Origin of the sequence: Brachybacterium sp. p3-SID957 (genome assembly GCF_025144775.1) — a bacterium.
In the GTDB taxonomy this organism is placed as follows: domain Bacteria; phylum Actinomycetota; class Actinomycetes; order Actinomycetales; family Dermabacteraceae; genus Brachybacterium; species Brachybacterium epidermidis.
Window position 1 is genome coordinate 1 of sequence record NZ_JALXKT010000048.1, and the last position, 24,476, is coordinate 24,476.

23 protein-coding genes are annotated in these 24,476 nt (G+C 68.7%); 15 read left to right on the plus strand and 8 right to left on the minus strand.

Annotated elements, in window-relative coordinates:
- The first annotated feature begins 376 nt into the window (after window positions 1-376).
- Entirely contained in the window at window positions 377-1,528 is a 1,152-nt protein-coding gene (gene fucO, locus M3B01_RS10525; protein ID WP_259791926.1) for a lactaldehyde reductase, read from the plus strand.
- Between the two features lie 22 nt (window positions 1,529-1,550).
- Here the strand turns inward: fucO and M3B01_RS10530 are convergent, their stop codons facing one another.
- Together M3B01_RS10530 and M3B01_RS10535 are read right to left on the minus strand one after the other, a co-directional pair.
- Entirely contained in the window at window positions 1,551-3,122 is a 1,572-nt protein-coding gene (locus tag M3B01_RS10530; protein WP_259791928.1) for a SulP family inorganic anion transporter, read from the minus strand.
- 307 nt (window positions 3,123-3,429) lie between these two features.
- Window positions 3,430-3,849 (minus strand): MerR family transcriptional regulator, encoded by a 420-nt coding sequence (locus M3B01_RS10535; RefSeq protein ID WP_228018765.1) that lies wholly within the window; start codon window positions 3,847-3,849, stop codon window positions 3,430-3,432.
- Window positions 3,850-3,933: 84 nt separating this feature from the next.
- Between M3B01_RS10535 and M3B01_RS10540 the strand changes: the two genes are divergently transcribed.
- From M3B01_RS10540 to M3B01_RS10550, 3 genes are all read left to right on the plus strand, one after another.
- Entirely contained in the window at window positions 3,934-4,431 is a 498-nt protein-coding gene (locus M3B01_RS10540) for a flavodoxin domain-containing protein (protein WP_259791930.1), read from the plus strand.
- Between the two features lie 284 nt (window positions 4,432-4,715).
- Window positions 4,716-5,726: a Gfo/Idh/MocA family protein gene (locus tag M3B01_RS10545; protein ID WP_259791931.1), complete on the plus strand. Its 1,011-nt coding sequence runs from the start codon at window positions 4,716-4,718 to the stop codon at window positions 5,724-5,726.
- Entirely contained in the window at window positions 5,720-6,724 is a 1,005-nt protein-coding gene (locus tag M3B01_RS10550; RefSeq protein ID WP_259791932.1) for a Gfo/Idh/MocA family protein, read from the plus strand. Before M3B01_RS10545 ends, M3B01_RS10550 begins: the two co-directional genes overlap by 7 nt.
- Before the next feature lie 554 nt (window positions 6,725-7,278).
- Here the strand turns inward: M3B01_RS10550 and M3B01_RS10555 are convergent.
- Both M3B01_RS10555 and M3B01_RS10560 read right to left on the minus strand, forming a co-directional pair.
- Window positions 7,279-7,488 carry a hypothetical protein gene (locus M3B01_RS10555; protein ID WP_259791933.1) on the minus strand — a complete coding sequence of 70 codons (210 nt, stop codon included), beginning with the start codon at window positions 7,486-7,488 and terminating at the stop codon, window positions 7,279-7,281.
- Between the two features lie 5 nt (window positions 7,489-7,493).
- Window positions 7,494-7,736 carry a hypothetical protein gene (locus tag M3B01_RS10560; protein ID WP_259791934.1) on the minus strand — a complete coding sequence of 81 codons (243 nt, stop codon included), beginning with the start codon at window positions 7,734-7,736 and terminating at the stop codon, window positions 7,494-7,496.
- 297 nt (window positions 7,737-8,033) lie between these two features.
- On the opposite strand from M3B01_RS10560, the gene M3B01_RS10565 reads away from it, so the two are divergent.
- Window positions 8,034-8,489: a VOC family protein gene (locus tag M3B01_RS10565; RefSeq protein WP_259791935.1), complete on the plus strand. Its 456-nt coding sequence runs from the start codon at window positions 8,034-8,036 to the stop codon at window positions 8,487-8,489.
- 122 nt (window positions 8,490-8,611) lie between these two features.
- Window positions 8,612-9,316, plus strand: a complete 705-nt coding sequence (locus M3B01_RS10570; protein ID WP_259791936.1) for a GntR family transcriptional regulator — start codon at window positions 8,612-8,614, stop codon at window positions 9,314-9,316.
- A gap of 93 nt (window positions 9,317-9,409) precedes the next feature.
- Here the strand turns inward: M3B01_RS10570 and M3B01_RS10575 are convergent, their stop codons facing one another.
- The 3 genes from M3B01_RS10575 to M3B01_RS10585 form a co-directional block, all read right to left on the minus strand.
- Window positions 9,410-10,201 carry a triose-phosphate isomerase gene (locus tag M3B01_RS10575; protein WP_259791938.1) on the minus strand — a complete coding sequence of 264 codons (792 nt, stop codon included), beginning with the start codon at window positions 10,199-10,201 and terminating at the stop codon, window positions 9,410-9,412.
- Window positions 10,202-10,203: 2 nt separating this feature from the next.
- The gene (locus M3B01_RS10580; RefSeq protein ID WP_259791939.1) at window positions 10,204-10,674 is read right to left on the minus strand and encodes a ribose-5-phosphate isomerase; all 471 of its coding nucleotides are present in this window, start codon (window positions 10,672-10,674) and stop codon (window positions 10,204-10,206) included.
- Between the two features lie 92 nt (window positions 10,675-10,766).
- A complete protein-coding gene (locus M3B01_RS10585) occupies window positions 10,767-12,485 on the minus strand; it encodes a dihydroxyacetone kinase family protein (protein WP_259791941.1) in 1,719 nt (572 codons plus the stop codon).
- Between the two features lie 316 nt (window positions 12,486-12,801).
- Here M3B01_RS10585 and M3B01_RS10590 point away from each other — a divergent pair, with 316 nt between their 5' ends.
- The 7 genes from M3B01_RS10590 to M3B01_RS10620 all read left to right on the plus strand — a co-directional run bounded on the left by M3B01_RS10590 (window position 12,802) and on the right by M3B01_RS10620 (window position 20,497).
- Window positions 12,802-13,800 carry a 4-hydroxythreonine-4-phosphate dehydrogenase PdxA gene (locus M3B01_RS10590; RefSeq protein WP_259791943.1) on the plus strand — a complete coding sequence of 333 codons (999 nt, stop codon included), beginning with the start codon at window positions 12,802-12,804 and terminating at the stop codon, window positions 13,798-13,800.
- Window positions 13,801-13,999: 199 nt separating this feature from the next.
- Complete coding sequence (locus M3B01_RS10595) at window positions 14,000-14,971, plus strand: tripartite tricarboxylate transporter substrate binding protein (RefSeq protein WP_259791944.1); 972 nt, start codon at window positions 14,000-14,002, stop codon at window positions 14,969-14,971.
- A gap of 11 nt (window positions 14,972-14,982) precedes the next feature.
- Window positions 14,983-15,588, plus strand: coding sequence for a tripartite tricarboxylate transporter TctB family protein (locus M3B01_RS10600; protein ID WP_259791946.1), 606 nt, complete (start codon window positions 14,983-14,985; stop codon window positions 15,586-15,588).
- 10 nt (window positions 15,589-15,598) lie between these two features.
- Window positions 15,599-17,107, plus strand: a complete 1,509-nt coding sequence (locus M3B01_RS10605; RefSeq protein WP_259791949.1) for a tripartite tricarboxylate transporter permease — start codon at window positions 15,599-15,601, stop codon at window positions 17,105-17,107.
- Window positions 17,108-17,175: 68 nt separating this feature from the next.
- Window positions 17,176-18,096 (plus strand): sugar phosphate isomerase/epimerase, encoded by a 921-nt coding sequence (locus M3B01_RS10610; protein WP_259791951.1) that lies wholly within the window; start codon window positions 17,176-17,178, stop codon window positions 18,094-18,096.
- A 44-nt stretch (window positions 18,097-18,140) separates the two neighbouring features.
- The gene (locus M3B01_RS10615; RefSeq protein WP_259791953.1) at window positions 18,141-19,628 is read left to right on the plus strand and encodes a GntP family permease; all 1,488 of its coding nucleotides are present in this window, start codon (window positions 18,141-18,143) and stop codon (window positions 19,626-19,628) included.
- 77 nt (window positions 19,629-19,705) lie between these two features.
- Entirely contained in the window at window positions 19,706-20,497 is a 792-nt protein-coding gene (locus M3B01_RS10620) for an SDR family NAD(P)-dependent oxidoreductase (RefSeq protein ID WP_259791970.1), read from the plus strand.
- A gap of 60 nt (window positions 20,498-20,557) precedes the next feature.
- On the opposite strand, the gene M3B01_RS10625 is transcribed toward M3B01_RS10620, so the two are convergent.
- The gene (locus tag M3B01_RS10625; protein ID WP_259791971.1) at window positions 20,558-21,805 is read right to left on the minus strand and encodes a nitrate/nitrite transporter; all 1,248 of its coding nucleotides are present in this window, start codon (window positions 21,803-21,805) and stop codon (window positions 20,558-20,560) included.
- A gap of 202 nt (window positions 21,806-22,007) precedes the next feature.
- Between M3B01_RS10625 and M3B01_RS10630 the strand changes: the two genes are divergently transcribed.
- Together M3B01_RS10630 and M3B01_RS10635 are read left to right on the plus strand one after the other, a co-directional pair.
- On the plus strand, window positions 22,008-22,979 hold the full coding sequence (locus M3B01_RS10630; RefSeq protein WP_259791973.1) for a 3-hydroxyacyl-CoA dehydrogenase family protein: 972 nt from the start codon (window positions 22,008-22,010) through the stop codon (window positions 22,977-22,979).
- Window positions 22,980-23,072: 93 nt separating this feature from the next.
- Window positions 23,073-24,473 (plus strand): GntP family permease, encoded by a 1,401-nt coding sequence (locus tag M3B01_RS10635; protein WP_259791974.1) that lies wholly within the window; start codon window positions 23,073-23,075, stop codon window positions 24,471-24,473.
- The last annotated feature ends 3 nt before the right edge of the window (window positions 24,474-24,476 follow it).

Sequence of the window (24,476 nt, forward strand, 5' to 3'; positions counted from 1 at the left end):
CGCCGGCGGGCCCACAGAGCCGTCGTTGCTCCCCACCCATGCGTATGACCTGTGCTTATGTGCATCCAGTACCCACGGGACCCCATGGCCGGGGAACGATCTGCGGCGCTCGAGGGAGCGATCCCGTGCCTGGAAGCGGGGTCGATGACCGTGCGTACGGCCTGACGCGACGTGCACACAGCACCACCCTGGCGCAAGGCATCGGATGAAGGCAGCGCGACCAGGACGTAAGCCCCCGCTGCACGACGCCGCTCCGGGGGAGACTGTCTGTGAATCGATTGACACGCGGCGGAGACTGCGCTGGCCAAGACTGCTCCGCTGGCGCGCCCACCCCAGGCCGCTGCCCGCGACCGGAGCACGAGAGGAACCATCTCCCATGGCCTACCGCATGATCTTCAACCAGACCGGCTACTTCGGTCGAGGCGCCCTGCAGGAGCTGGTGCCCGAGCTGCGTCGCCGGGGGTACACCAAGGCCTTCCTGATCACCGACGCCGTGCTGCTGGAGACCGGCACCGCCGCCCGCGTCACCGATCTGCTGGACCTGGCCTCCTTCCCCTACGAGATCTTCTCCGACGTGGTCCCCAACCCGCCGGTGGAGAACGTGCAGGCCGGGGTGAAGGCCTTCCAGGAGGCCGGGGCTGACGTCATCATCGGCCTGGGCGGCGGCTCCCCGCAGGACACCGCCAAGGCCATCGGCATCATCGCCGCCAACCCCGAGTTCTCCGACGTGCTGTCCCTGGAGGGCGTGGCCGGCACCAAGAACCCGGCCGTCCCGATCATCGGCATCCCCACCACCGCCGGCACCGCCAGCGAGACCACCATCAACTACGTCATCACCGATGCCGCCAAGGAGCGGAAGTTCGTATGCGTGGACCCGCACGACATCCCGGTGATGGCCATCGTGGACCCCGACCTGATGGACGGCATGCCCCGCTCCCTCAAGGTCGCCACCGGCCTGGACGCCCTCACCCACGCCATCGAGGGCTACATCACCCCCGGCGCCTGGGAGCTCTCCGACGCGCTGCACCTGAAGTCCATCCAGATGATCGCCGCCAACCTGCGCAAGGCAGCCGAGGGCGACGCCGACGCCGTCGAGAAGATGGCCTACGCCAGCTACATCGCCGGCATGGGCTACTCCAACGTCGGCCTGGGCCTGGTGCACGGCATGGCCCACCCCCTGGGCGGCCGCTACGACGCCCCGCACGGCCTGGCCAACGGCATCCTGCTGGCGCCGGTACTGCGGTACAACGCCGAGCACACCGGCGAGAAGTACCGCGACATCGCCCTGGCCTTCGGCGTCGAGGGCGCCCGCGAGATGGAGCTGGAGCAGGTGCGCGAGGCCGCCTGCGAGGCCGTCGCCGCACTCACCCGCGACCTGGGCAATCCCACGAGGATCAGCGAGGTCGGTGTGAGCGAGGAGGGCCTGGACGACCTGGCCGACGACGCCTTCGCCGACGTGTGCACCCCGGGCAACCCGCGCCCCGCCACCCGTGACGAGATCCGAGAGCTGTACGCCTCCCTGCTCTGACCGTCTGCGTCGGCCCCGGCTGTCAGTGCCCTTCGCCCAGGTTCCCCGAGAGGCGCTCCAGGCGCTCGGCACCGGCACCCTCGAGGCCGATGATGCGGGCCTCCTTGCCGCGGGCGGCGTACTTCGACTGCACCGCGTCCAGGGAGGCCACCGTGGAGGCGTCCCACACGTCGGCGTCGGTGAGGTCGATGATGACCGTCTCCGGGTCGCCGGCGTAGTCGAACTGGTACACCAGGTCGTTGCTCGAGGCGAAGAACAGCTGGCCGATCACCCGGTAGCGGCGGATGTCCACGCTGCCGTCGCCGTCCACATCGGTCTCCCACACCTTCTCGATGCGGGTCAGGTGCGCCACCCGCCGGGCGAACATGACCATCGCGCACACCACGCCCAGCACCACGCCGATCGCGAGGTTGTCGGTGACCACGGTCGCGATCACGGTGGTGGCCATGACGGCCGTCTCCGACAGCGGCATGCGTCGCAGCGTGGAGGGGCGGATGCTGTGCCAGTCGAAGGTGCCCACCGAGACCATGATCATCACGGCCACCAGTGCGGCCATCGGGATCAGGCCCACGATGTCGCCGAGGGCCACCACCAGGATCAGCAGGAACACGCCGGCCAGGAAGGTGGACAGCCGCGTGCGGGCGCCGGACTCCTTCACGTTGATCATGGTCTGGCCGATCATGGCGCAGCCGCCCATGCCGCCGAAGAAGCCGGTGACCACGTTGGCCACGCCCTGGCCCCAGCTCTCGCGGGTCTTGTCGGAGTGGGTGTCGGTGATGTCGTCCACCAGCTTCGCGGTCAGCAGCGACTCCATCAGCCCCACCATGGCCATGGCCAGGGCGTACGGGGCGATGATCCGCAGGGTCTCCAGCGTGAAGGGCACATCCGGGATCAGCAGCTGGGGCAGGGAGTCGGGCAGCTCGCCCTGGCTGCCCACATCGGGCACCCGCCATCCCGCCGCCACCACCAGCACGGTGAGCACCACGATCGCGATCAGCGGGGCGGGAACGGCCTTGGTGAGCCGGGGCAGGGCCACCAGCATCAGCAGGCCCGCGGCCGTCAGCGGGTACACCAGCCACGGCAGGTCCGGGCCGATCAGGTGCGGCAGCTGGGCGATGAAGATCAGGATCGCCAGGGCGTTGACGAAGCCGGTCATCACGGAGCGGGGGATGAACCGCATCAGCTTCGCCACCCCCAGCACCGCCAGCAGGATCTGCAGCAGGCCGGCCAGGATCACGGTGGCGATCAGGTGGTCCACCCCGTGCTCGGCCGCGACGGGAGCGATCACCAGCGCCACGGCACCGGTGGCCGCGGAGATCATCGCGGGGCGCCCTCCCACGAAGGCGATGGTCACGGCCATGGTGAAGGAGGCGAACAGGCCCAGCCGCGGGTCCACGCCCGCCAGGATTGAGAAGGAGATCGCCTCGGGGATCAGGGCCAGGGCCACCACCAGCCCGGCGAGGACCTCGGTCTTCAGTCGGCGAGGATCGCGCAGCACCTCGCGAACGCGGGTGGGCTGCTGCTGGGAGTGCTGCGGATGCGGTGCTCCGGAGTCGGGCGCGGCAGGATCGAGCGTGGTGGGGGAGGCGGTCATAGGGGTCCTCGGGGAGACGTGCGCGGGGGCTCGGGATGTCGGGCTGCGTCAGCGATGCGGCAGCGGGTGCGGGCCGACGGGCCGGCCTGTCGGTCCGGCCGGAGGCCTGCAGACGGGAGATCTGCAGACGGGAGATCGGCAGACGGGAGATCGGCGGCGCTGTGCCTCGCGGCGCCATGACGGACCACGGGCCACGACGCCGACCCTCACGCTACGTCATGGTTGGGGAACTGTGCGTGCGTCGTGCCTCACAGGGGCTGTTTCGGCATGTGGGTCCGTCTCAGGGTGCTTCGGCGTGCGGGGTGCCTCAGCGGCCGGTCAGATCGCGCAGTCGGGCCAGGAACTCGTCGGCCATGACCACCTGCTTCTCCAGGGCTCGGCGTCGCTCGATCGCCGACTCCTCGAAGGCGCGCAGGCGGTCCACTGCATCGGCAGGTGCGTCAGCGGAATCGGACGCATTCGTCGTATCGGGCGCGGTCACGGCGTCGGTGATGTCCAGCAGCTCCTGCATCTGCTGGAGGGTGAACCCGAGCGGTTTCATCCGCCGGATCAGCAGGATCCGCTCCACATCGGCCTCGGTGTACAGGCGGAACCCGCCCTCGCTGCGGGCCGACGGGGTCACCAGGCCGATCTCGTCGTAGTGACGCAACGTGCGCAGGCTCAGCTCGGTGCGTTCGGCAACAGCACCGATGTGCATCAGGTCCTGGCCGTCGCGCACTCCGCTCATGTGCCCAGTGTGCCGCACGCCCGCGCGCCGCAGATCGTCCCGGAGTCCCTCGACCCGGCCCCTCCCCGGTGCGATAGTGATCGCATGACCGTTCTCGTCACGTACGCCACCCACTCCGGCGCCACCCTCACGCTTGCCGAGACCATCGCCGAGACCCTGACCGCCGCAGGCGTCGCCACCGAGGTGGTGGACGTGAACGAGGGACCCGACCCCTCCCGCTACGACGCCGTGGTGCTCGGCACCGGCGTGCGCATCGACGCCGCCGAGAAACCCGCCACGAACTGGGCCAAGACCCACCGCGAGCAGCTGTCCTCCCGTCCCATGGCCTTGTTCACCTGCTCCGGCTCCGCAGCCGATCCGGCCAAGGGCGGCCGCCAGAAGGCCGCCGACGCCTTCGTGGAGATGCTGGGCTTCTCCCCGGTGGCGGTCAAGAACTTCCCCGGCTGGGTGATCATGGACAAGATCCCCGTGCACGAGCGGCTGCTGCTGAAGTCCATGCGCACCCCCACCGGAGATTTCCGCGATCTGGACGCCGTGCGCGACTGGGCGCAGGAGTTGGCCCCGCTTCTGCGCAAGGACTGACCCGGCCGCTGCGCACGACACGAACCGACCAGGCTTCTGCGCAAGGGCTGACCCGGCTGCTGCGCAAGGACTGATCCGGCTGCTGCGTGCAGGTTGACCTGGCCAGCTCGGCCCCCGGTCTGGTTGTCGCACATGAACTGCGACGACGTCAACGTGAACGTGCACGGATCGGGCTAGGATCGATGGCGACGCCGAACCGGACGTGCAGCAGGCGCCGAACCGGACCTGCCGTACCCGACCGGCCCCGGCGAGCCCATCGACCCCTCCCGCGACGGAGAGATGACATGCCCCACCAGGACCCGACTCCGAGCAGAGGCCCAGCCGCCGCCCTGCGCGTCGGCATCATCGGCACCGGTGGGATCTCCCACCAGCACGCACCCGGCTGGCTCGAGCTCGGCGTGGACCTGCACTGCTACAGCCTCTCCGGGGCCGATCGCTTCGCCGAGCAGTACGGCGCCACCGTGCACGGCACCCTGGACGAGCTGCTTGCCGCGGTGGACGTGGCGGACGTGTGCACCCCCACCACGGCGCACGCCGAGATCGTCCACGCCGCCCTGGACGCGGGCGTGGACGTCGTGTGCGAGAAGCCGCTGACGCTGACCGTGGAGGACTCCCGTGCCGTCGTCGAGCACGCCGAGCGGGCGGGCCGCCACCTGTATCCCGCCCACGTGGTGCGCTACTTCCCCCAGTACGCCGCCGCGAAGAAGGCCGTGGAGGGCGGCGCCGTCGGCACTCCCGCAGTGCTGCGCTACGAGCGCACCGGGGCGGCGCCGGGACAGGACTGGTACGCCGATGACGAGGCCTCCGGCGGCATCATCATGGACCAGATGATCCACGACCTGGACCAGGCGATCTGGATCGCCGGGCCCGTCAGCAGCGTGTATGCCCAGCAGTTTGCGGGGGAGGGCCCCGACCTGGTGCGCACCGGCCACGTGGTGCTCACCCACACCGGCGGCGCCATCAGCCACTGCCGCGGCCTGTGGGGCCCGCCTGGCACCGCCTTCCGCTACACCTTCGACATCGCCGGGGACGCCGGCCGCCTCCAGTACGATTCCGACGGCGACCCGGCCGTGCAGCTGGACGCGGTGGCCTCGGCCCGCAGCCAGGGCGACGGCGGGTACCTGCCCGACGTCAGCTCCATGCGCAGCCCCTACACCGAGGAGATCCTCGAGTTCACCGCCGCGATCACCAGCGGTGCCCCCTCGCGAGTCTCCGCGGCCGATGGCGCCTACGTCGTGGAGGTCTCCCGCGCCGCCCTCGAGTCCCTGCGCACCGGACGGAGCATCCCATGCTGAACGACAACACCCCCCGCCTCAAGGTCGCGATCCTGAGCATCGCCCACACCCACGCCCACGCGTACGCCGCCGCCCTGGAGGCTCGCGGGGACGTGGACCTGGTGGTCTCGGACCCGGAGGGATACGGCGAGTACCGCACCGGGCCCGGAGGCCGCCTGGTCTCCTCCGACGAGGAGGCCTGGAACGCCTGGCCGGGCGGCCCCGACGCCGTCATCGTCACCAGCGCAAACGCGCACCACCGCGATCAGGTGCTGGAGGCCGCCCGCCGGGGCGTGCACGTGCTGTGCGAGAAGCCGCTGGCCACCACCGTCGCCGACGCCGAGGCCATGGTCGAGGCGTGCCGCGAGGCCGGGGTGGTGCTGATGACCGCGTTCCCCGTGCACTTCGCTCCCGCTGTCGAGCAGCTGCGCACAGCGGTCGCCGAGGGTGCACTGGGCCAGATCGTCGGCCTGACCGGCACCAACAACGGCAAGCTGCCCGGTGGTCGCGCCTGGTTCAGCGACACCGAGCTCTCCGGCGGCGGCGCGCTGGTGGACCACACGGTGCACCTGGCCGAGATCCTCGACTCGATGTTCGGCCCGCCCCGCACCGTCCACGCCGTGGCCAACCGCATCCTGTGGGCGGACACCGCCGGCGAGGGAGCGGAGACCGGCGGCCTGGTCACCCTCACCTACGACTCCGGCCTGGTCGCCACCATCGACTGCTCCTGGTCCCAGCCCAAGGACGCCCCCACCTGGGGCGGGCTCACCCTGCAGGCCCTGGGCACCGGCGGGCAGATGCACATCGATGCCTTCGCCCACCACGTCGGCGGCCAGGGTCAATGGCATCCCTACGGGCCGAACTACGACGCCCTGCTGATCGACGCCTTCCTCGATGCCGTCCGCACAGGTGAGGCCGTGGAGCCGACGGGGGAGACGGGCCTGCGCACCGTGCGCATCGTCGCGGCCGCGCAGGAGTCGGTGCGCACCGGGCAGCCGGTCACCCTCGAACAGAGCTGACGGCCGGGCTGCCGGGTCGCTCCCGGGGGTCGTCCACACGGGGAGTTCTCCCCATCGACCCCTCCGGGGCGTCGCGGCCCGAACCCCACGAGCTGTTCCTCTCCGAGGCGGAGTTCGACGAGAACTTCATGTCCGTGGATACCTGGCAGACCGATACGCAGATCATGGCTCCGGGTCCTCCAGGTGGCCCCGTACCCGACATCGACGGAGTGCCTGCCTGATGTCCTGCCTGGAGGCAAGTCCTGCGGCGCGGCGTGCTCAGACCCCGAGCTCCGCGAGACTGCAGCGCCCCTCAGCGTCAATGACCGCACCGTGCAGGGAGACGATGGTGCTCCCCTCGAGCGTGTAGGCCCGCAACCGGAGTCCGTGGCCGTCGACGACGGAGATCCCGAATGCCTCGCCGTTGGCGCTTGTCGGGGCCGCGCTCGTCGTCACCTCACCCGGGACCACCGATGCCCCGTTCGCCTTCGGGTACTGACAGGCGAACGGGACAGGTCGGGCGCGGCGTCCCGGGCGTCGTCACCGGCGGTGCGGTACCCGGGCAGCGGGCGTGATCAGTGCGTCGCGCAGTGCTCGCAGCAGTAGATCGTGGAGCCCTCCCGGTAGCCGTGGCCGATCACGCGGCAGCCGCAGTGGCCGCAGGTGGGTGCTATGGCGTGGATGGCGCACTCGAAGCTGTCGAAGGTGCCGGTGCGATCGCCCTGGGTGATGGTGATGGGGTCGTCGTACTCGTTCCCGCACACGTCGCAGGGAGCGGCGGCCATGGGGATCAGCTCTCCTTCAGTCGGGTGGCGAGCAGCTTCTGGGCGATCTGCGCGCCCTTCTGACTGTCGGCCTGGGCCTTCGTGAACAGCTCGGCCAGCTCGGTGTCGCCGGCTTCCTCGGCGTCCTTCCGGTAGGCCTCCAGGCGCAGGGCGTTGTTCAGGCACTGCTCGGTGAACCAGATCAGGTTGTAGTTCTTGTCCGTGGTGCCGGTGATGGCACCGCCGTCCGCGGGACGATCGTTCGACATGGTGCACTCCTTCCGATGGGGGATGTGACGCCTACCACGTTAGGAAGTACGCGCGGGTAGGGGAACCCCTGGGGGGTAGCGGACGCCTGCGCACGGGAGCGCCGTCGGCCTCCGTCGCCTCCGACACGCGGGGTGGCCTGGGGTGACGTCACCGGGTCGGATGGGCGGCTTGGTGCAGAGCAGGCTCCGTACCAGGCGGATCGCCGGGGAGCGGCCCGCCTATGGCGAGGAGCTGTTGCGGCGGTCTACTGTGTCGCCACCGTCCCGCGCCGACGCGACCGATCGAGAGGACTCCCCATGTCCGAGAACACCCCCGCCCCGCCTGCGGCCGTCGATGGCGAGGACGGCTTCCCGTACTCAAGCGGCCGCCCCGTGCACTTCGAGATCCAGGCTGCGGACATCCCCCGCGCGGTCCGCTTCTACGTCTCGGTGTTCGGCTGGACCGCGGAGGACTGGTCCGAGTACGCCGGGGCCCCCTATTTCGGGGTGACCACCGGTGATGGACCGGGCATCGACGGTGCCATCCTGGGCCGCCCTGGCGGGGAGAACCCCGAGGTGGGCGGGCCCGTGGCCGGTGTTGTGCTCACCATCGGGGTGGCTGACTACGATGAGATGACCCAGCGGATCATCGCCGCCGGCGGCAGCGTGGCCCTGCCCAAGTACGCCCTGCCGGGCATGGCCTGGCAGGGGTACTTCCACGACACCGAGAACAACGTGTTCGGACTGCACCAGCCCGACCCCGAGGCCCGCTGACACCGGCTCGCGTGAGCCCCGGTGAAATCCTATGGGAAGATGGGTCCGCCGCCGGGGTACGGTCCCTCCGGTTGTCCCTGCCGTGAATGGCTGGCGGCGGAGGAACATGGAGGTGGACCCAGATGGCGATCAAGCGACAGGTGCTGCGCGACGAGGTGGAGGAGCTGATCCTCAACCGGCTGATGGAGTCCCGTTGGGCACCCGGTTCACGACTCAGCATCGACGGTCTCGCGCGCGATCTCGAGGTCTCGCCCACGCCTGTGCGAGAGGCGATGGTCTCCCTGGAGCGGTCGGGACTGGTCGAGTACGTGGCACTGCGCGGCTACGTGGTCTCGCCGATGCTCGATGCGCAGCAGATGACGGAGCTGCTGGATGCGCGCAAGACCATCGAGACCGCGGCGCTGAGCAGGTCCTTCCAGCACTGGGAGGGGTTCCTGGCGGACCTGGAGCAGGCCCACCAGGCGCACGCCGAGGTGATCGAGAGGGTCGATGCCCAGCAGGACATCGACTACGAGCTCGTGCGCGAGCACTTCCAGGCCGACTGGGGCTTCCACCAGACCCTGTTCCAGCACGCCGGCAATCGCTACCTCACGCAGACGGTGGACACGCTGCGCACGCACACGCACCGGATGCGGCAGACGTGGGAGGGCGGGCCGCGGATGTTCGACGCCCATGAGGCGCACGCCGAGCACGGGATCATCCTGGAGAAGGTGCGCAGGAACCACCATGACGCCGCGCTGAAGGCACTCGGCGATCATCTGGACGCCGTGCTGTCGCGCTCCCTGGTGGCCTGCGGGCACGTGGCGGCGGTGCCGGCCGCCCTGTGAGTCCCGGCCGCACCACGGCCGGGCGTCGGCGGCGGCCGGAGTGTGCGCACCGGGCAGCGCGGTCACGCCGTTCAGCAGGCGCGCCGGGGCGTCTCACGCGGCCAGGTGCGCCTCGGCGATGTTCAGCAGCTGCAGGTAGCCCTCGAGCTGCCAGGCCGTACGACCCACGAACAGCCCGCTCACGTGCTCGATACCGAGCAGGCCCGCCGCGTTCTCCAGGTTCACGGAGCCGCCGTACAGGAGGCCGGCGACCTTCCCGGTGCAGGCCTCGCCCAGTGCGGCGAAGGGTTCGAGCAGCTCGTCGACCTCGGCCGGCCTGCCTCTCTCCCCGATGGCCCAGATGGGCTCGTAGGCGATGAGCACGCGGGACAGGGCCGAGTCATCGAGCCCCTCGAGGGCACCGGCGGCCTGCTCGAGGATGAAGGCCGCGGATCCGCCCCGCTCCTTCACCTCGAGGCTCTCCCCGATGCACAGCAGAGGCGTCAGGCCATGGCGCAGGGCCGCAGCGACCTTGAGACGGGTGGTCTCCACGGTCTCCCCGAAGTGCTCGCGGCGCTCGGAGTGGCCGATCTCGACCAGCTGCGCCCCGGCATCCTTCGCCTGGGGGACGGAGACCTCCCCGGTCCATGCCCCGGCATCCTCCCAGTGGGCGTTCTGGACGCCCAGCAGCACCGGGGAGTCGGGCCCCAACACCTCGGCCACCGTCGTGGTCGCGGTGAACGAGGGGATCACGAACGGCTGGACGCCGTCGGGGGCCCTCCCGCCGAGGTGATCCCGCAGACCCTCCGCCCAGGCGCGTGCCTGGGCGAGGGTCTTGTTCATCTTCCAGCTGGTGCCGATCCACACAGCGGGCGCCGATGAAGAGCCTGCGGGGGCATGGGCCATGGTCAGGACTGCTCGAGGGAGCCGTCGTAGGCGCAGATCGAGTCGACCTTCGCGGCGGAGGAAGAGGTGGGGTCGAACTCGAGGTCCAGCCACACCTTGACCAGCTCCTTGGCGGATTCCAGACCGATCACGCGCTGGCCCATGCACAGCACCTGCGCGTTGTTCGACAGCACCGAACGCTGCACGGAGTAGAGGTCGTGCGCGGTGACGGCACGAATGCCGGGGACCTTGTTGGCGGCGATCGCGACGCCCAGGCCGGTGCCGCAGATCAGCAGGGCGCGGTCGGCCTCGTCCGCGGCGATCTTCTCGGCGGCGGCAGTGGCGATGTTCGGGTAGTAGGTGCCGTCATCGGCACTGCCCACGCCCACGTCGGCCACGGACTCCACACGATCGTCCGCCTCCAGCAGTGCCTTGAGCTCTTCCTTGTACCCGTAGCCGGCGTTGTCACCGCCGACGATGATCTTCCAAGCCATCATGTGCTCCTTCGGTTGTCGGTCCAGGTGGTCAGGTGCTTCCGTGCGGTGCTGGTGGCCCCGGGGGCGCGCCGGGACCACCGCGGTCAGTCTCAGGAGGCGAGATGCTCGCCCAGCTCCTTCATCAGGATCGAGAAGGAGATCGCCCCTGGATCGGGGGTGCCCAGGGACTTCTCGCCGAGGACCCGGGAGCGCCCCAGGGTGGCGGTGATGTCGGCGGTGGCGTCGGCGGCCTTCCGTGCAACGGCGGCAGCCTCCACGATCGCCTCGGAGGCGTTGTCCCCGGTGAACTTCTCGGCGAGGGCAGTGCGGAAGGGTGCGGCGGCATCGACCATGGTCTTGTCGCCCTCCTTCGCGCCACCCAGGCGCTGAACGGCGTCGATACCGGCGTCGATCGCATCGACGACAGTGCGCTGCTCACTGCCCTCGCGGTCGTCGAACACCCCGCCGGCGGCGATGAGAGCCGCGCCCCACAGGGCGCCGGAGGTGCCGCCGGCCGACTCGGACCAGGCCTCGCCGGCCCTGACCAGGACGGTGCGGGCACCCGCCCCGTCCTCGACCGCTGCGCGCGCCGCGGCAGCGGCGCCCTTCGAGCCGTAGGCCATGCCCTGGCCGTGGTCGCCGTCCCCGGCGATGGCATCGATGCGGCCCAGTTCGGCCTCCTCGCGAGCGCAGACCTGTTCGAACAGGTCCAGCACACCCACGATGTCCTGCGCCACCTCGCGGGACTCCTCGGTGGACTCGGGCACCTCATCGGTCCCTGCCTCCCAGAAGTCGGTGCGTCGGGGACGCTCCTGCTGCGGCATGGCACCGCGACGGTAGGCCGGGGTGTCGACAGGGGCAAGCCAGTGCTGCTCGAGCTCCTCGTCGAGGTACACCAGGGTCAGGGAGAGGCCGGCCATGTCGAGACTGGTGACGAACTCGCCCACCTCGGGCCGCACCGGGGTGATGTCGTGCTGCTCGAGCAGTTCAGCGACCTTGGTGTAGACCACGAACAGCTCCTCGTACTTCACAGTGCCCAGCCCGTTGAGGATCACGGCGGCTCGGCCTTCGTACCCCTCCTGCGAGCGCTCGGGCTGCTCGGCGATCACGCCCTCGACCAGCAGTGTGGCGATCTCGTCCGCGGTGCCGATGGGCTCGTCGCGCACCCCCGGCTCGCCGTGGATGCCCAGTCCCACACCCATCTGGCCCTCCTCGACGTGGAACAGCGGCTCGTCGGCCCCGGGCAGCGTGCAGCCGTCGAACGCCAGCCCGAATGACCGGGTGGCGTCATTGGCCTTCCAGGCGATGCGCTCTGCCTCGTCGATGTCCGCCCCGGCCTCGATCGCGGCCCCGGCGATCTTGAACACCGGCAGGTCACCGGCGATGCCGCGACGATCGCGGTGGTTCTCCGGGGAGTTGGAGATGATGTCGTCGCTGACCTTGATGATGCGCACGTCCACGCCCTCGGCGCGGAGCTTCTCGGCCGCGGCACCGAAGTGCAGCACATCCCCGGCGTAGTTGCCGAAGCCCAGGATCACCCCGCCCCCGTTCTCCGCGTTGCGCGCCACCGAGTACACCTGGGATGAGGAGGGGGAGGAGAAGATGTTGCCGCAGGGCGCTCCGTGTCCCATGCCCGGCCCCACCCAGCCGGCGAAGGCCGGGTAGTGGCCGCTTCCGCCTCCGATCACCAGTGCGGGTTGGCCCTTCGGGGTCTCGCTGGCGCGGACCACTCCTCCATGGACCATCGCCACCTGCTCGGGGTGGGAGAGAGCGAGGCCCTTGACGGCCTGAGCGGCGAAGTCGGACGGATCGTTGAACAGGTACGTCATTGTGGTTTCCTCCAGGTGCCACGTGGGGGCGGCAACTCTATTCGTGCGCATCAGGAACGGGGCTCTGGCCGGGTGAACTCAATCCTATAGGAACACGCGTCTCCCGGCTAGGCGAACGCTGTACATTCTGCCGCGGCCATCAGCGGGGGGCACGATCTCTCATGCTAGGCACACTCCTTCTCCCACGAGGCTCACGCAGGCACTTGACTCCGGAACGGCATCCCATAGGATTAACAGAATCCTATTGGATCGCCAGCGCTTCGCGCGGGGTCACGAAACCTCGTGCGCTCTGGAACGACGACGGAAGAGGACGATGATGCCCGCCACCGCCCCCCGCATTGCCCTGACCTTCGGGGACTTCTCGGGAATCGGCCCCGAGCTCGCAGTGAGGCTGCTCGCCGATCCCGACAATCTCGAAAAGGCGCAGGTACTAGCGCTGGTCTCGCAGGACGAGTTCGACAGTGCGTGCGCAGCTGCAGGCGTGTCGGTCCCGACTGCCGACGAGCCGACTACCGGGGCCGTTCACCTCGTTGGTTCACCCCGCCAGGACATCGAGGTGCCGACCGGGCAGATCTCCGTCGATGCGGGCACGCGCGTCATGCAGGACCTCGAAAAGGCCCTAGCGATGTTCAAGGACGGGGACGTCGACTCGATCATGTTTCTGCCCCTAAACAAGACCTCGCTACACCTGGCCGGCATGCACGAGGAGGACGAGCTGCGCTGGTTCGCCAAGGAGCTCGGCTTCGACGGTTTCACGAGCGAGCTGAACTTCGTCCCGGGCCTGACCACCTCGCGTGTGACATCGCATATCGCGCTCTCCGAGGTCGCCCAGCACATCAGCGCCGGACGTGTCCGCCAGGCGATCCAGCTGCTGAATCAGGTGGTGCTGGGCACCGGAGTCGCCGAGCCGCGCATCGCGGTGGCCGCCCTGAACCCCCACGCGGGGGAGAACGGCCAGTTCGGTCGCGAGGAGATCGACCACATCGCGCCAGGCGTTGAACTCGCCCGCGAGGTGGACGGGATCGACGTGAAGGGACCGTTCCCCAGCGACACCCTGTTCATCAAGGCCCGCGACGGCCACTTCGACGGTGTGGTGACGATGTACCACGATCAGGGCCAGATCGCCGTGAAACTGATGGGCTTTGACAAGGGCGTGACGGTCCAAGGCGGCCTGCCGGTGCCGATCGCTACGCCGGCCCACGGAACCGCGTACGAGATCGTCGGCAAGAACGTGGCGCATCTGGGCCCCAGCCAGCGCGCCTTCGACATCTCGGTGGGCCTGGGCATCCAGACATCAGAGCAACGGTCAGCCTGAGACCCGCCAGCATTCTCACGGCCTACCGCTAGTCGCGGCGAGGTCACCGCAGCATCCGAGCAGTTATACGATCGTCACCTCTGAAACCATCTATCCAATAGGATCGACGGTAGAGTGACGTAGTGCAAGCCCCCGACGTAGGGCGACTACCACAGGCCGATGCGGCCGGGCTGCCCGTGTCTCAACGAGGAGATCCATCATGAAGCGACGCACCATTCTCTCCGCAGGCGCCCTGGGCGCCGTCGGCCTCACCCTCGCCGCGTGCTCTGACGGCTCCGGCGGCGGATCCGGCGAAGGGGAGTTCGACCCCGGCAATCGCGTGACCATGATCGTCCCGTTCTCCGCCGGTGGCGGATCAGACATCGCCGGCCGAGCCATCGCCTCGGGACTCGAAGAGGTCACCGGCGCCACCATCACCGTCGAGAACCGGGTGGGCGGGTCCGGTGCCGTGGGCTATGCGGGGCTGAGCAACGCTGAGGGCGACGGCAGCGTGCTGCTGGCCTCCGAGACGGCCCTGATCACCCTGCCGATCGTGCAGGATGTGGACTTCACCTACGAGTCCTTCACCCCGATCATGAAGGCGGGCGAGGACTTCAACCTGGTCGTCGTCGCCGCGGATTCGCCCTACCAGTCGATCTCCGACGTCATAGAGGCCGCCAAGTCCGAGCAGCTCACCGCCGCGGTCTCCGGCGCCACCGGCCCCGACCACATCGCCTGGAGCCTCATCGAGGAGGAGCAGGGCATCACCCTGGAGCGGGTGACCTTCGAGTCCAGCTCGGAGGTGCTCGCCGCGCTGATGGGCGGGCACGTGCAGGTCGCGGCCTCCAGCCCCGGTGAGCTCACCGGCCAGCTCGAGTCCGGCGATGTGCGTGCACTGTGCGCCCTGGCCCCGGAGCGCTACGAGTACGACCTGCTGAAGGACATCCCCACCGGGTCGGAGGAAGGCGTCAACGTCACGTTCGCGCAGTGGAGGGGATTCATCGCCCCCGGCGGCATCGAGGACGCGGCTCGCGAGTACTGGATCGAGAAGGCCAAGGAGTACGAGCAGACGGATGCGTACACCGAGTTCATCGAGTCCAACATGCTCCAGCCCACCACGGCGTACGGCGATGAGTTCGTCGCCTACCTCAAGCAGTACGCCGCGGACGTCGAATCCGTGCTCGGAAGCTGACGAGGAGAGTCATGACTGACTCCACCGTGAATGAGGTGCGAGAGCGCCCGCGCCCGAAGACGAGCGACGTAGTCGGAACCGGTCTGCTGGGAGTCCTTGGTGCGTTGGCGCTCATCATGGGTCTGGGCTACGGCTTCCTCGGAGAAGACGGCCAGATCGGCCCGGGGTTCATGCCCGTTGCGACGGGCGGGTTCATCCTGCTGGCCTCCCGGGCGGAGATCGGCCGGATGTACCTTGCTCCGGCGGGGCAGGGCAAGGCCGGCATCGGCGGGTTGGCGGACGAGCTCTCGGCCGAGGCAGCTGCGTCGCAGGCCACCGCCCACCGCGAGACCAACGAGATCGATGAGGACGTCGATACGTTCGGCCGTACCGCGAAGCAGCGCCGGCTCACCGTTCCGCTGATCTTCGGGATCCTGCTCGCCGCGATCCTGCTCACCCAGGTCATCGGTCTGCTGCTGTCCTTGACGGTGATGATGTTCGCCATCGTCGTGTTCGTCGAGAAGAAGCCGCTGGTCCCCGCCGTGCTGGCGTCGCTCGCGGTGCTGGCCGTCGCCTACCTGATCTTCGTCCAACTGCTCGGCGTGCCGCTGCCCCAGGGCATGCTCGGCATCCTGTGAGGAACCTCCGATGATCGACAATCTGATGCTGGGGCTGGAGACCGCCGTCAGCCCCGAGAACCTCCTGTGGTGCGCCGTCGGCGTGGTGCTGGGAACCGTGATCGGCTTGATGCCGGGGCTCGGTTCGGCCACCGGCGTGGCGATCCTGCTCCCTGTCACCCTGACCATGGAACCGGTGACGGCGCTGATCATGCTCGCCGGCATCTACTACGGCAGTCAGTACGGGGCGTCGATTAGCTCCATCCTGATCTCCACCCCCGGCGACTCGTCCTCGGTTGTGCTGACGCTGGACGGTTACCAGATGGCCCGCAATGGTCGCGCCGGTGCCGCCCTCGCCATCTCCGCCATCGCATCCTTCATCGCGGCGATCATCTCGCTGATGGTGCTCCTGGCACTGGCTGCCCCGGTGGCCTCCTGGGCCCTGAACTTCGGACCGCCGGAGACTCTCGCGGTCATTCTCCTGGGCATGGCCACCATCGTGACCTTCGCCGGCGAGAACATGCTGCGGGGCATCATCATGGCCGCCGTCGGCTTGCTGCTGTCGATGGTGGGCATTGCTGCTGGGTTCACCACCGCCCGCTTCACCTTTGGAAGCATGAACCTGCTCAGCGGACTCGAGTTCGTGGCCGTGATGATCGGCATCTTCGCCATCGGCGAGGTGCTGCACCAGATCCACCGCGGAGGCGAGAAGCCGATCCGCGCCGGCTTCCGGGATCTGCTGCTGAAGAAGGACGAGGCTCAGCGCATCCTGCCCCCCTCACTGCGCGGCACCGTGCTCGGTACCGCCCTGGGAGTCCTCCCGGGCGCCGGTGCGACCCTGGCCTCGTTCATGTCCTACGGCCTCGAAGGCCGGGTGGGCAAGCACCGCAAGAAGCTCGGCAGTGGCACCGTCGAGGGCGTCGCGGCCCCGGAGGCCGCCAACAACGCCGCGGCGAACGCGAGCTTCATCCCCACCCTGGCGCTGGGCATCCCGGGCTCGGGCACCACTGCGATCCTGCTGGGCGCGTTCGTGATCTTCGGGCTCCAGCCCGGACCGATGCTTTTCGAGCAGCAGCCGGCCCTCGTGTGGGGCCTGCTGGTCTCGTTCTTCTTCGGCAACCTCATCCTGCTGTTGCTGAACCTGCCGCTCGCGCCGGTCTTCGCTCAGGTTCTCCGTGTTCCCTACAGCTACCTCTACCCGGTCATCCTGGTGCTGAGCCTGGTGGGCGCGTACGCGGTGGGCAACAACTTCTTCGCCGTATGGATCGTGTTCTTCGCGGGCGTGCTGGGCTACTTCATGAAGCGCTACGACTTCCCCGCTGCCCCTTTGGTGCTGGGACTGGTGCTCGGCCCGATGCTGGAGCGCACCCTTGTCCAGACGTCCTCGATGGGCCACGGGAACCTGCTGATCGTCTTCGAGCGCCCGCTCTCCGCGTTCTTCATGCTGATAGCGATCCTGGCTTTCATCGGCCCCCCAATCCTGACGACTATCAAGGGCCATCGTGATCTCGCCCGCCAGCGGGATGCGGTCGACGCCTGACCCGCACACCTACCATCGATATCGATACGCAGAGCAGGCAGCGCCCTCGCTGCGTGAAAGGAAACCTCATGTACACCGCAGAGAACTGGCCCATCGGCGCCAACATGCTGTCCTTCGGGAGCACCACGTCGGACGGGACGCCCACGCTGGAGGCCTCGTCCTCCGTCTGGGCCTCCCAGCTGCGGCAGGTCAAGGAGCTCGGCGTCGACCAGATCGACCCTACCGACGCCTGGCTGCCCCTGGCGAAGCTGAGCGACGAGCGTCTGGAGGAGTTCCGCCAGGTGCTCGACGGGGAGGGCCTCACCCTCGCCTCCATCTCTATGACCCGCAACTCCGTGGTCGACGTCGAGAACGGGGAGGCGAACCTGCGCGATGCCCTGCGGTTCATTGAGATCGCCCCCAGCTTCGACGTCTCCGTGGTCAACACCGGCTTCATGCAGGCCACCACCGAGGCGCAGAACAAGGCCATCTGGTTCTGGCTCGAGGACGGCCACCACGACGATCCCGCGCTGCGCGAGCTCGCCATCGAGCGCATCCGCGAACTCGGCGACGCCGCCCAGGCCCAGGGAATCCAGGTCAGTCTCGAGATGTACGAGGACACCTACGTGGGGACAGCCGACGAAGCGGTCTCCTTCGTCACCGACGTGGACCACCAGGTCGTGGGTCTGAATCCCGATGTCGGCAACCTGGTGCGCCTGCACCGCGAGGTGGAGCCCTGGCAGGACATCTTCGAGAAGGTGCTGCCGCACTCGAACTTCTGGCACATCAAGAACTACACGCGAGACTTCGACCCGGCCACCGGTGCGTACTCCTCGGCCCCCATGCCGCTGAAGTACGGCTACATCAACTACCGCAAGGTGATCCGCAGGGCTCTCGAGCTCGGCTACTCCGGTCCGTTCTGCTGTGAGCACTACGGATCCGACTCCCTCGGCGTGATCGCCGAGAACGTGCAGTACATACGCCAAGTGCTCAGGTCAGCGCTTGCCTGACCGCTGAGAAGGCGGTCCGATCACCGGAGAACGAAGGAGTTCTGATGGATCCGATCCTGCTGGTCGCGCTCGTGGTCGGCATCGCGCTGATCGTCGTCATCGTCCTGAAGACGCGCCTGGACGCGTTCGCAGGACTTCTCATCGCCTCGGTGGTGATCGGGCTCATCGCCGGACAGTCCCTGCCCGGGATCGTCGGGTCGATCAAGACGGGCTTCGGCAACACCCTGGCGTCCATCGGCATCGTGATCGGGCTGGGTGTGGCGATCGGGAAGATCCTCGAGGTCTCCGGCGCCGCCCACGCCATCGCCGTCGCCTTCCTGCGGCTCGCAGGGAGGGGGCGCGAGCCCTGGGCGATGACCAGCATCGGTGCCCTGATCTCGATCCCCGTCTTCTGCGACTCCGGGTACGTGATCATGAACCCGCTCGCCAGGGCCATCGCCAAGGTGAAGCAGTACGGCTACGCCACCCTCGGCATCGCACTGGCCGGCGGCATGGTCATCACCCATCACTTCGTGCCCCCCACCCCCGGGCCCCTGGGGGTGGCGGGCCTCCTAGGGGTGAACGTGGGATCCGTGATCCTCGCCGGTCTCGCCTTCACGACCTTCCTCATCCCGGTGGTGACGCTGTACGCGAAGTGGATCGGCCCCAAGGTCGAACCCCTCGTCTCCGAGGAGATCCAGCAGACCGTCTACGGCAACGTGCGGGCCCAACGGACAGCCCCCGCCCGTACCGGGGCACGCAGCGCAGGTGCGGACACCGACCTCGACTCGATCGATGCGGGGAGCCCCGAGCTGACGGAGCACCGTCCCGAAGGTGCGCCGCAGCACCGGGTGGGTGCGGTCGTCGGCCTGCTGCCGCTGGTGGTCCCGATCCTGCTCATCGTGATGAACACCGTGGTCACCGCCATCGACATGGGTGCCCAGGGCACCGCTGTGGCCGCCGACTACGAGCCGTCCGGCTGGGCCGGCCCGTTCGTGTTCATCGGCGACCCGGTGATCGCCCTCCTGATCGGCCTGGTGCTCGCGGTGTACCTGCTGCTGCCGCGCTGGACCCCGCGGAAGACCAGCCACAAGTGGCTCGGGGACGCTGCGGCGGACGCCGGTCTGATCCTGCTGATCACCGGTGCCGGCGGTGGCCTCGGACAGGTGCTGCGCGACACCGGGATCGGAGACTCCCTCGCCGAGGCGATCGGCGGACTTCCCCTTCCGTCGTTCCTGCTGCCGTTCCTCATCGCCTCGATCGTACGTGTTGCCCAGGGCTCGGGCACGGTCTCGATGATCACCGCCGCCTCCGTCACCGCACCCGTGATGGCGACCATCGGTCTGGACCCGCTCGTGGCCGTGATGGCCTGCGTGGCCGGGGCGATGGTGTGCAGCTACTTCAACGACTCCTACTTCTGGGTGGTGACCCGGTTCCTAGGCCTGGAGGGCACCGCTGCGCTGAAGGCACACTCCGGGCTGACCACCGTGATGTGGGCGGCGTCCATTCCCTTGCTGTTCCTGCTCAGTCTGGTGCTGGGCGCCACCGGCTGACTCAGCACTGTCCCACCCCACCCCGGGGCCGACCTTCGACCCTCACCCGAGGACCATTCACACCGAGGAGAGACATCATGACCATCGAGATCACCAGGATCCAGTCCTTCCCCAACGAGCGCACCGCGATCGTCACCGGCGCCGGCGCCCCGCGCGGCATCGGCCGGAAGGTGGTGCGCAAGCTCGTCTCCGAAGGATGGAACGTGGTGGCCGCCGATATCGACGGCACCGCGGTGGAGCAGTTCGCCTCCGATCTGGCGGCGGAGAGCGGGATGAAGGTGATCGGCGTGGGCGTCGACATCTCCGACCAGGCCGCCGTCGACGCCGCCTTCGAGCGGATCGACGCGGAGATGCCTCCGATCGCCGCCCTGGTGAACCTCGCTGGCATCCCCAGCCCCCACTCGTTCTTCGAGCTCACGGCCGAGGTCTGGGATCGCGTCATGGACGTGAACCTCAAGGGCACGCTGCTGATGACCCAGGCTGCCGCCAAGCGCATGATCGACGGCGGCTTCGGCGGTCGCATCGTCAACACCGCATCCATCACCGCACTCGACGGCGGCGGCACGTTCTCCAAGACCGGTTACGCGGCCGCGAAGGCCGGAGTCCAGGGTCTCACCCGCGGCACCGCCCGCGAACTGGGCAAGTACGGGATCACCGCCAACGTGATCCTGCCCGGACCGATCGACACCGACATCATGGGCGGCACCCTGACCGATGAGCGCAAGGCGGGGATGAGCGCCAACATCCCGCTGGAGCGCGTGGGGCAGCCCGAAGAGGTCGCGGGACTGATCAATTTCCTGGTCAGCGAGGACTCCAGCTTCGTGAGCGGCACCTCGATCAACGTCGACGGCGGCAAGCACATGCACTGAGGCCGCTGCGTCGGTCGGCCATCTCGCTGATCGATCCCCCACCCAACGGGGGAGTGACGGTCAGCGAGGTGCGCCAGGACGTTCGCGCGAGGTCGCCAGCAGTCCCGCCGCGGCGATGAGCATGAGCGCGCCCATCGAGGACAGCGCGATCCGGTAGTCGTCCAGAGCCGCCGGCCGGTCCGGCGCCACCACGTCGAGCAGGATCCCGATCAGCAGCACGGCGACCAGTGACATCGAGTAGCCCCCCATGTTCGCCATGCCGGTGGCGGTGCCGATCGCTCGACGTGAGATCCCCGTACGCGCCAGGTCGAATCCCACCGAGCAGGTCGCCGAACCGATGGCGAGTGCGACCATCAGCGGCATCAGCTGCCAAGCGGTCAGCGGGCCCGGGGCCAGGAGTGTCCCGGCCCAGACGAGGGTCACGATCCCTCCCGCCGTCCATCCCATGAGCGCTCGCCGTTGCGGGAAGCGGCCGGTCAGCACGCCGACCACCGGGCCGATCGCCATCATGACCACCACGTTGACGGTGAGCAGGGTACCCACCTCGGCGGGGCTGAGAACGTGCCCCTCGGTCATGTACGGAACGCCCCACATGAACAGGAACGCGTTCACTGTCAGCAGCGTCATCGCATGCACGAAGAAGCCTGACCACGCGGAGCGAGAAGCGAAGACCTCGCGCAGCACCTGCATCGGACGGGTCGGGGGAGAGGGAGCCGTGCCCTCGTCGCTGGCCGGTTCGTCGTGGACCGCGACCACCACCAGCAGCACGCTCAGCAGCAGCAAGAAGGCCAGGGACACCCAGGCCGGGGTCCACCCCGCGTGCACCAGCAGGGCGAAGAACGGCACTGCCGCCACCGCCTGGCCGAACTGCCCGATCATGGTGGCCAGCTGTGTGTACACCGGCCCCTGGCCGGTGGGGAACCAGGTGGCGATCAGGCGCACCACGCTGATCAGGGTGGCGGCGTCCCCTGTTCCCGTGAGCAGGCGGGCGGTGAGGGAGTTGGGCAAGTCGAGCACGAAAGCCAGCAGCAGCTGACCGAAAGCCATGGTCACGGCCCCCAGTACAAGCATGCGCCGCGCTCCGATGCGGTCCAGGAGGAGGCCGGCGGGGATCTGTGCGGCCGCGTACGTCCCGAGCTGCACCACCCCGAACAGGCTGAGCACGGCCCCGCCCACGTCGAAGCGGCCCGCGGCCTCGACGCTGGCCACGCCGAAGGAGGCGCGGCCGGAGACCGCGCTCAGGTAGGCGAGCACGCCGACGGCCCAGATCCCCTGGGCGCGGGAGATCCTCGGGCGGGGGATCGGCATGGGTCGCACGTCCTGGGTGGGGAGGGGGGCGGGAAGGTGCGGGCGGAAATGACCGCCCTCACACCCTAGTCAATATCCAATAGGATCTGTATCCTCGTTCACACGCCACGACGGGGTTGCGGAACCGTCCCGACCCGCGGCGTGGTCGTACCCAGCGTCCTTCCCGAAGGGACGCGCACATCAGACACAGGAGTCTCACCCCATGACCATCAACACCGTGACCATCGTCGGCGCGGGCTACATGGGCGGCGGCATCGCCCAGGTGCTGGCCATCGCCGGGTTCGACGTGGCGATCGCCGATGTCAGCGTCGAGAACGCGAACGCCTCCCTCGAGCGCCTGAAGAAGGAGGCGAAGGCCTTCGAGGACCAGGGACTGTTCCCCGCCGGCAGCGCCGAGCTCGTCGCGAAGAACATCTCCGCCGGCAAGACCATCGAGGAGGCCGTGGCCGACGTCGACTTCGTCGAGGAGGCCGTGTTCGAGCGCGTCGACGTCAAGCGCGACGTGCTGTCCACCATCTCGAAGCACGCACGGCCCGATGCCATCATCGGCACCAACACCTCCACCATTCCGGTCAAGGAGCTTGAGAGCGCGGTGACCAACCCGGAGCGGTTCCTCACCGTCCACTTCTCCAACCCTGCTCCCTTCATCCCGGGCGTAGAGCTGGTGGCCGGTGAGGCCACCACCCAGGAGTCCATCGACGCGGTCAAGGAGTTGCTGGCCAGATCCGGCAACCAGGGCGCCCAGGTGGCCGACACCCCCGGCATGGTGCTGAACCGCCTGCAGTACGTACTGCTGAAGGAGGCCACCACCATCGTCGAGGAGGGCGTGGCCACCGCCGAGGACGTCGACACCATCGTGCGCACCACCTTCGGCTTCCGACTCGGGTTCTTCGGTCCCTTCGCGATCGCCGACCAGGCCGGACTGGACGTGTACGCCAACTGCTTCGTGACCTTCGAGGACGCCTACGGCGACCGCCTGGCGACCCCGCAGATCCTCAAGGACTCCGTCGCCGCGGACCGCAAGGGCGTCAAGAACGGCAAGGGCCTGCTGGGCGACTACGACCAGGCCACTGCCGAGGAGCTCATCGCCTACCGCAACAAGGCCTACGCCAAGATGTCCCAGCTGCTCGCCGAGCTCGGACCGGCCCCCCGCGCCACCCCCCGCAACAACTGACCATCCCCCACCCCACCTTCGGGTCCACCCCGTCGACCGGGCACCGATGCCCGCGCCGGGACCAATGACCCGTCCCATCCCCTGGAGATCTCTGTGGAAGAACTCGTTCTCGCGGAAAGGCCTGTCTGGCTGCTCCTGACGATCGCCGCCGTGGCGATCGTGCTGCTGCTGGTCCTCATCATCAAGGTGAGGCTGCACGCCTTCTTCTCCCTGCTGATCATCGCCGTTGCCACGGGCCTCGCCGCCGGCATCAGCGTCGCCGACGTCATAGGCGTGGTCATCGCCGGGTTCAGCAACACCGTCGGCACCGTGGCACTGCTGGTCGGCTTCGGAGCTGTGCTGGGCCGATTGATCGAGATCACCGGCGGCGCGCAGGTGCTCGCCGACAAGATGCTCGACACCTTCGGGGAGAAGCGGGCGCCGTTGGCTCTCGCCGTCGCCTCGCTCATCTACGCGTTCCCGATCTTCCTGGATGCCGGCTTCATCGTGATGCTGCCGGTCATCTACACGGTGGCGCGACGCCTGGGCGGCTCGTTCATGCTGTACGTGCTGCCCTCGATCGCGTCGTTCATGATGATGCACGCCCTGCTGCCCCCGCACCCAGGTCCCACCGCGGCCGCCACCGTGATGGGTGCCGACGTGGGCCTGGTGATCGTGGTGGGCCTGCTGATCGGCCTACCCACCTGGTACTTCGGTGGCTACCTGGTCGCGCGCGCCATCGCAAAGCGCTACCCGAACACCCCCGTTCCCGCCCTGTTGGGCGATCCGCGTGAGGTGCCGGAGGAGGAGCGTCCATCGTTCTGGGCGATCATCCTGGTGCTGCTGCTCCCGCTGGTACTGATCTTCTTCAACACCGGCTTCTCCACTCTGGAGGCGCAGGGCACTGTCACTGACGGGAACGTCGGGTTCCAGTTCTCCCGCCTCATCGGCGCCACCCCGGTGGCCCTGGCCCTGTCCGCGCTCCTGGCGATGCTGCTGCTGTACGTGATCCCGCGCCGCAAGCGCGGCGAGGAGGTGGGCGGCCTGCTCGAGGAGCTGGTGGACGACGCCCTGGCACCCGTCTGCTCGATCATCCTGATCACCGGCGCCGGTGGCGCCTTCGGTCGCATCCTCACCGAGACCGGCATCGGCGGCGAGGTCGCCGACAGCTTGGACGCGCTGGGGCTGCCCCTGATCGTGGCCGCCTACCTGGTGACCATGGCAATGCGCGTTGCACAGGGGTCCGCGACCGTGGCCGCCACCACCGGCGCCTCGATCATGGCCCCAGCCGTGATCGCCGGGGACTTCGGCACCATTGCCGTGGCCGCCATCGTGATCGCCATCTGCGCGGCCTCGATCGGCTGGTCCCACGTGAACGACTCCGGCTTCTGGCTGATCGGCAAGTTCTGCGGCTTCGACACGGTCACCACGTTCAAGACGTGGTCGGTGGTCGGTACCACGATCTCGCTGCTGGCCTTCGCGCTGTCCAGCGTGCTGTTCGTGATCGTCTCCTGACCG

Bases quoted from the DNA above. Each gene is read 5' to 3' on its own strand.
- M3B01_RS10630 (WP_259791973.1), top strand. From the start codon at position 22,008: ATGACCATCAACACCGTGACCATCGTCGGCGCGGGCTACATGGGCGGC.
- M3B01_RS10570 (WP_259791936.1), top strand. From the start codon at position 8,612: ATGGCGATCAAGCGACAGGTGCTGCGCGACGAGGTGGAGGAGCTGATC.
- M3B01_RS10530 (WP_259791928.1), bottom strand. From the start codon at position 3,122: ATGACCGCCTCCCCCACCACGCTCGATCCTGCCGCGCCCGACTCCGGA.
- M3B01_RS10540 (WP_259791930.1), top strand. From the start codon at position 3,934: ATGACCGTTCTCGTCACGTACGCCACCCACTCCGGCGCCACCCTCACG.
- M3B01_RS10560 (WP_259791934.1), bottom strand. From the start codon at position 7,736: ATGTCGAACGATCGTCCCGCGGACGGCGGTGCCATCACCGGCACCACG.
- M3B01_RS10595 (WP_259791944.1), top strand. From the start codon at position 14,000: ATGAAGCGACGCACCATTCTCTCCGCAGGCGCCCTGGGCGCCGTCGGC.
- M3B01_RS10535 (WP_228018765.1), bottom strand. From the start codon at position 3,849: ATGAGCGGAGTGCGCGACGGCCAGGACCTGATGCACATCGGTGCTGTT.
- M3B01_RS10580 (WP_259791939.1), bottom strand. From the start codon at position 10,674: ATGGCTTGGAAGATCATCGTCGGCGGTGACAACGCCGGCTACGGGTAC.
- M3B01_RS10565 (WP_259791935.1), top strand. From the start codon at position 8,034: ATGTCCGAGAACACCCCCGCCCCGCCTGCGGCCGTCGATGGCGAGGAC.
- M3B01_RS10600 (WP_259791946.1), top strand. From the start codon at position 14,983: ATGACTGACTCCACCGTGAATGAGGTGCGAGAGCGCCCGCGCCCGAAG.
- M3B01_RS10575 (WP_259791938.1), bottom strand. From the start codon at position 10,201: ATGGCCCATGCCCCCGCAGGCTCTTCATCGGCGCCCGCTGTGTGGATC.
- M3B01_RS10590 (WP_259791943.1), top strand. From the start codon at position 12,802: ATGCCCGCCACCGCCCCCCGCATTGCCCTGACCTTCGGGGACTTCTCG.
- M3B01_RS10550 (WP_259791932.1), top strand. From the start codon at position 5,720: ATGCTGAACGACAACACCCCCCGCCTCAAGGTCGCGATCCTGAGCATC.
- M3B01_RS10545 (WP_259791931.1), top strand. From the start codon at position 4,716: ATGCCCCACCAGGACCCGACTCCGAGCAGAGGCCCAGCCGCCGCCCTG.
- M3B01_RS10610 (WP_259791951.1), top strand. From the start codon at position 17,176: ATGTACACCGCAGAGAACTGGCCCATCGGCGCCAACATGCTGTCCTTC.
- M3B01_RS10615 (WP_259791953.1), top strand. From the start codon at position 18,141: ATGGATCCGATCCTGCTGGTCGCGCTCGTGGTCGGCATCGCGCTGATC.
- M3B01_RS10555 (WP_259791933.1), bottom strand. From the start codon at position 7,488: ATGGCCGCCGCTCCCTGCGACGTGTGCGGGAACGAGTACGACGACCCC.
- M3B01_RS10585 (WP_259791941.1), bottom strand. From the start codon at position 12,485: ATGACGTACCTGTTCAACGATCCGTCCGACTTCGCCGCTCAGGCCGTC.
- M3B01_RS10605 (WP_259791949.1), top strand. From the start codon at position 15,599: ATGATCGACAATCTGATGCTGGGGCTGGAGACCGCCGTCAGCCCCGAG.
- M3B01_RS10625 (WP_259791971.1), bottom strand. From the start codon at position 21,805: ATGCCGATCCCCCGCCCGAGGATCTCCCGCGCCCAGGGGATCTGGGCC.
- fucO (WP_259791926.1), top strand. From the start codon at position 377: ATGGCCTACCGCATGATCTTCAACCAGACCGGCTACTTCGGTCGAGGC.
- M3B01_RS10620 (WP_259791970.1), top strand. From the start codon at position 19,706: ATGACCATCGAGATCACCAGGATCCAGTCCTTCCCCAACGAGCGCACC.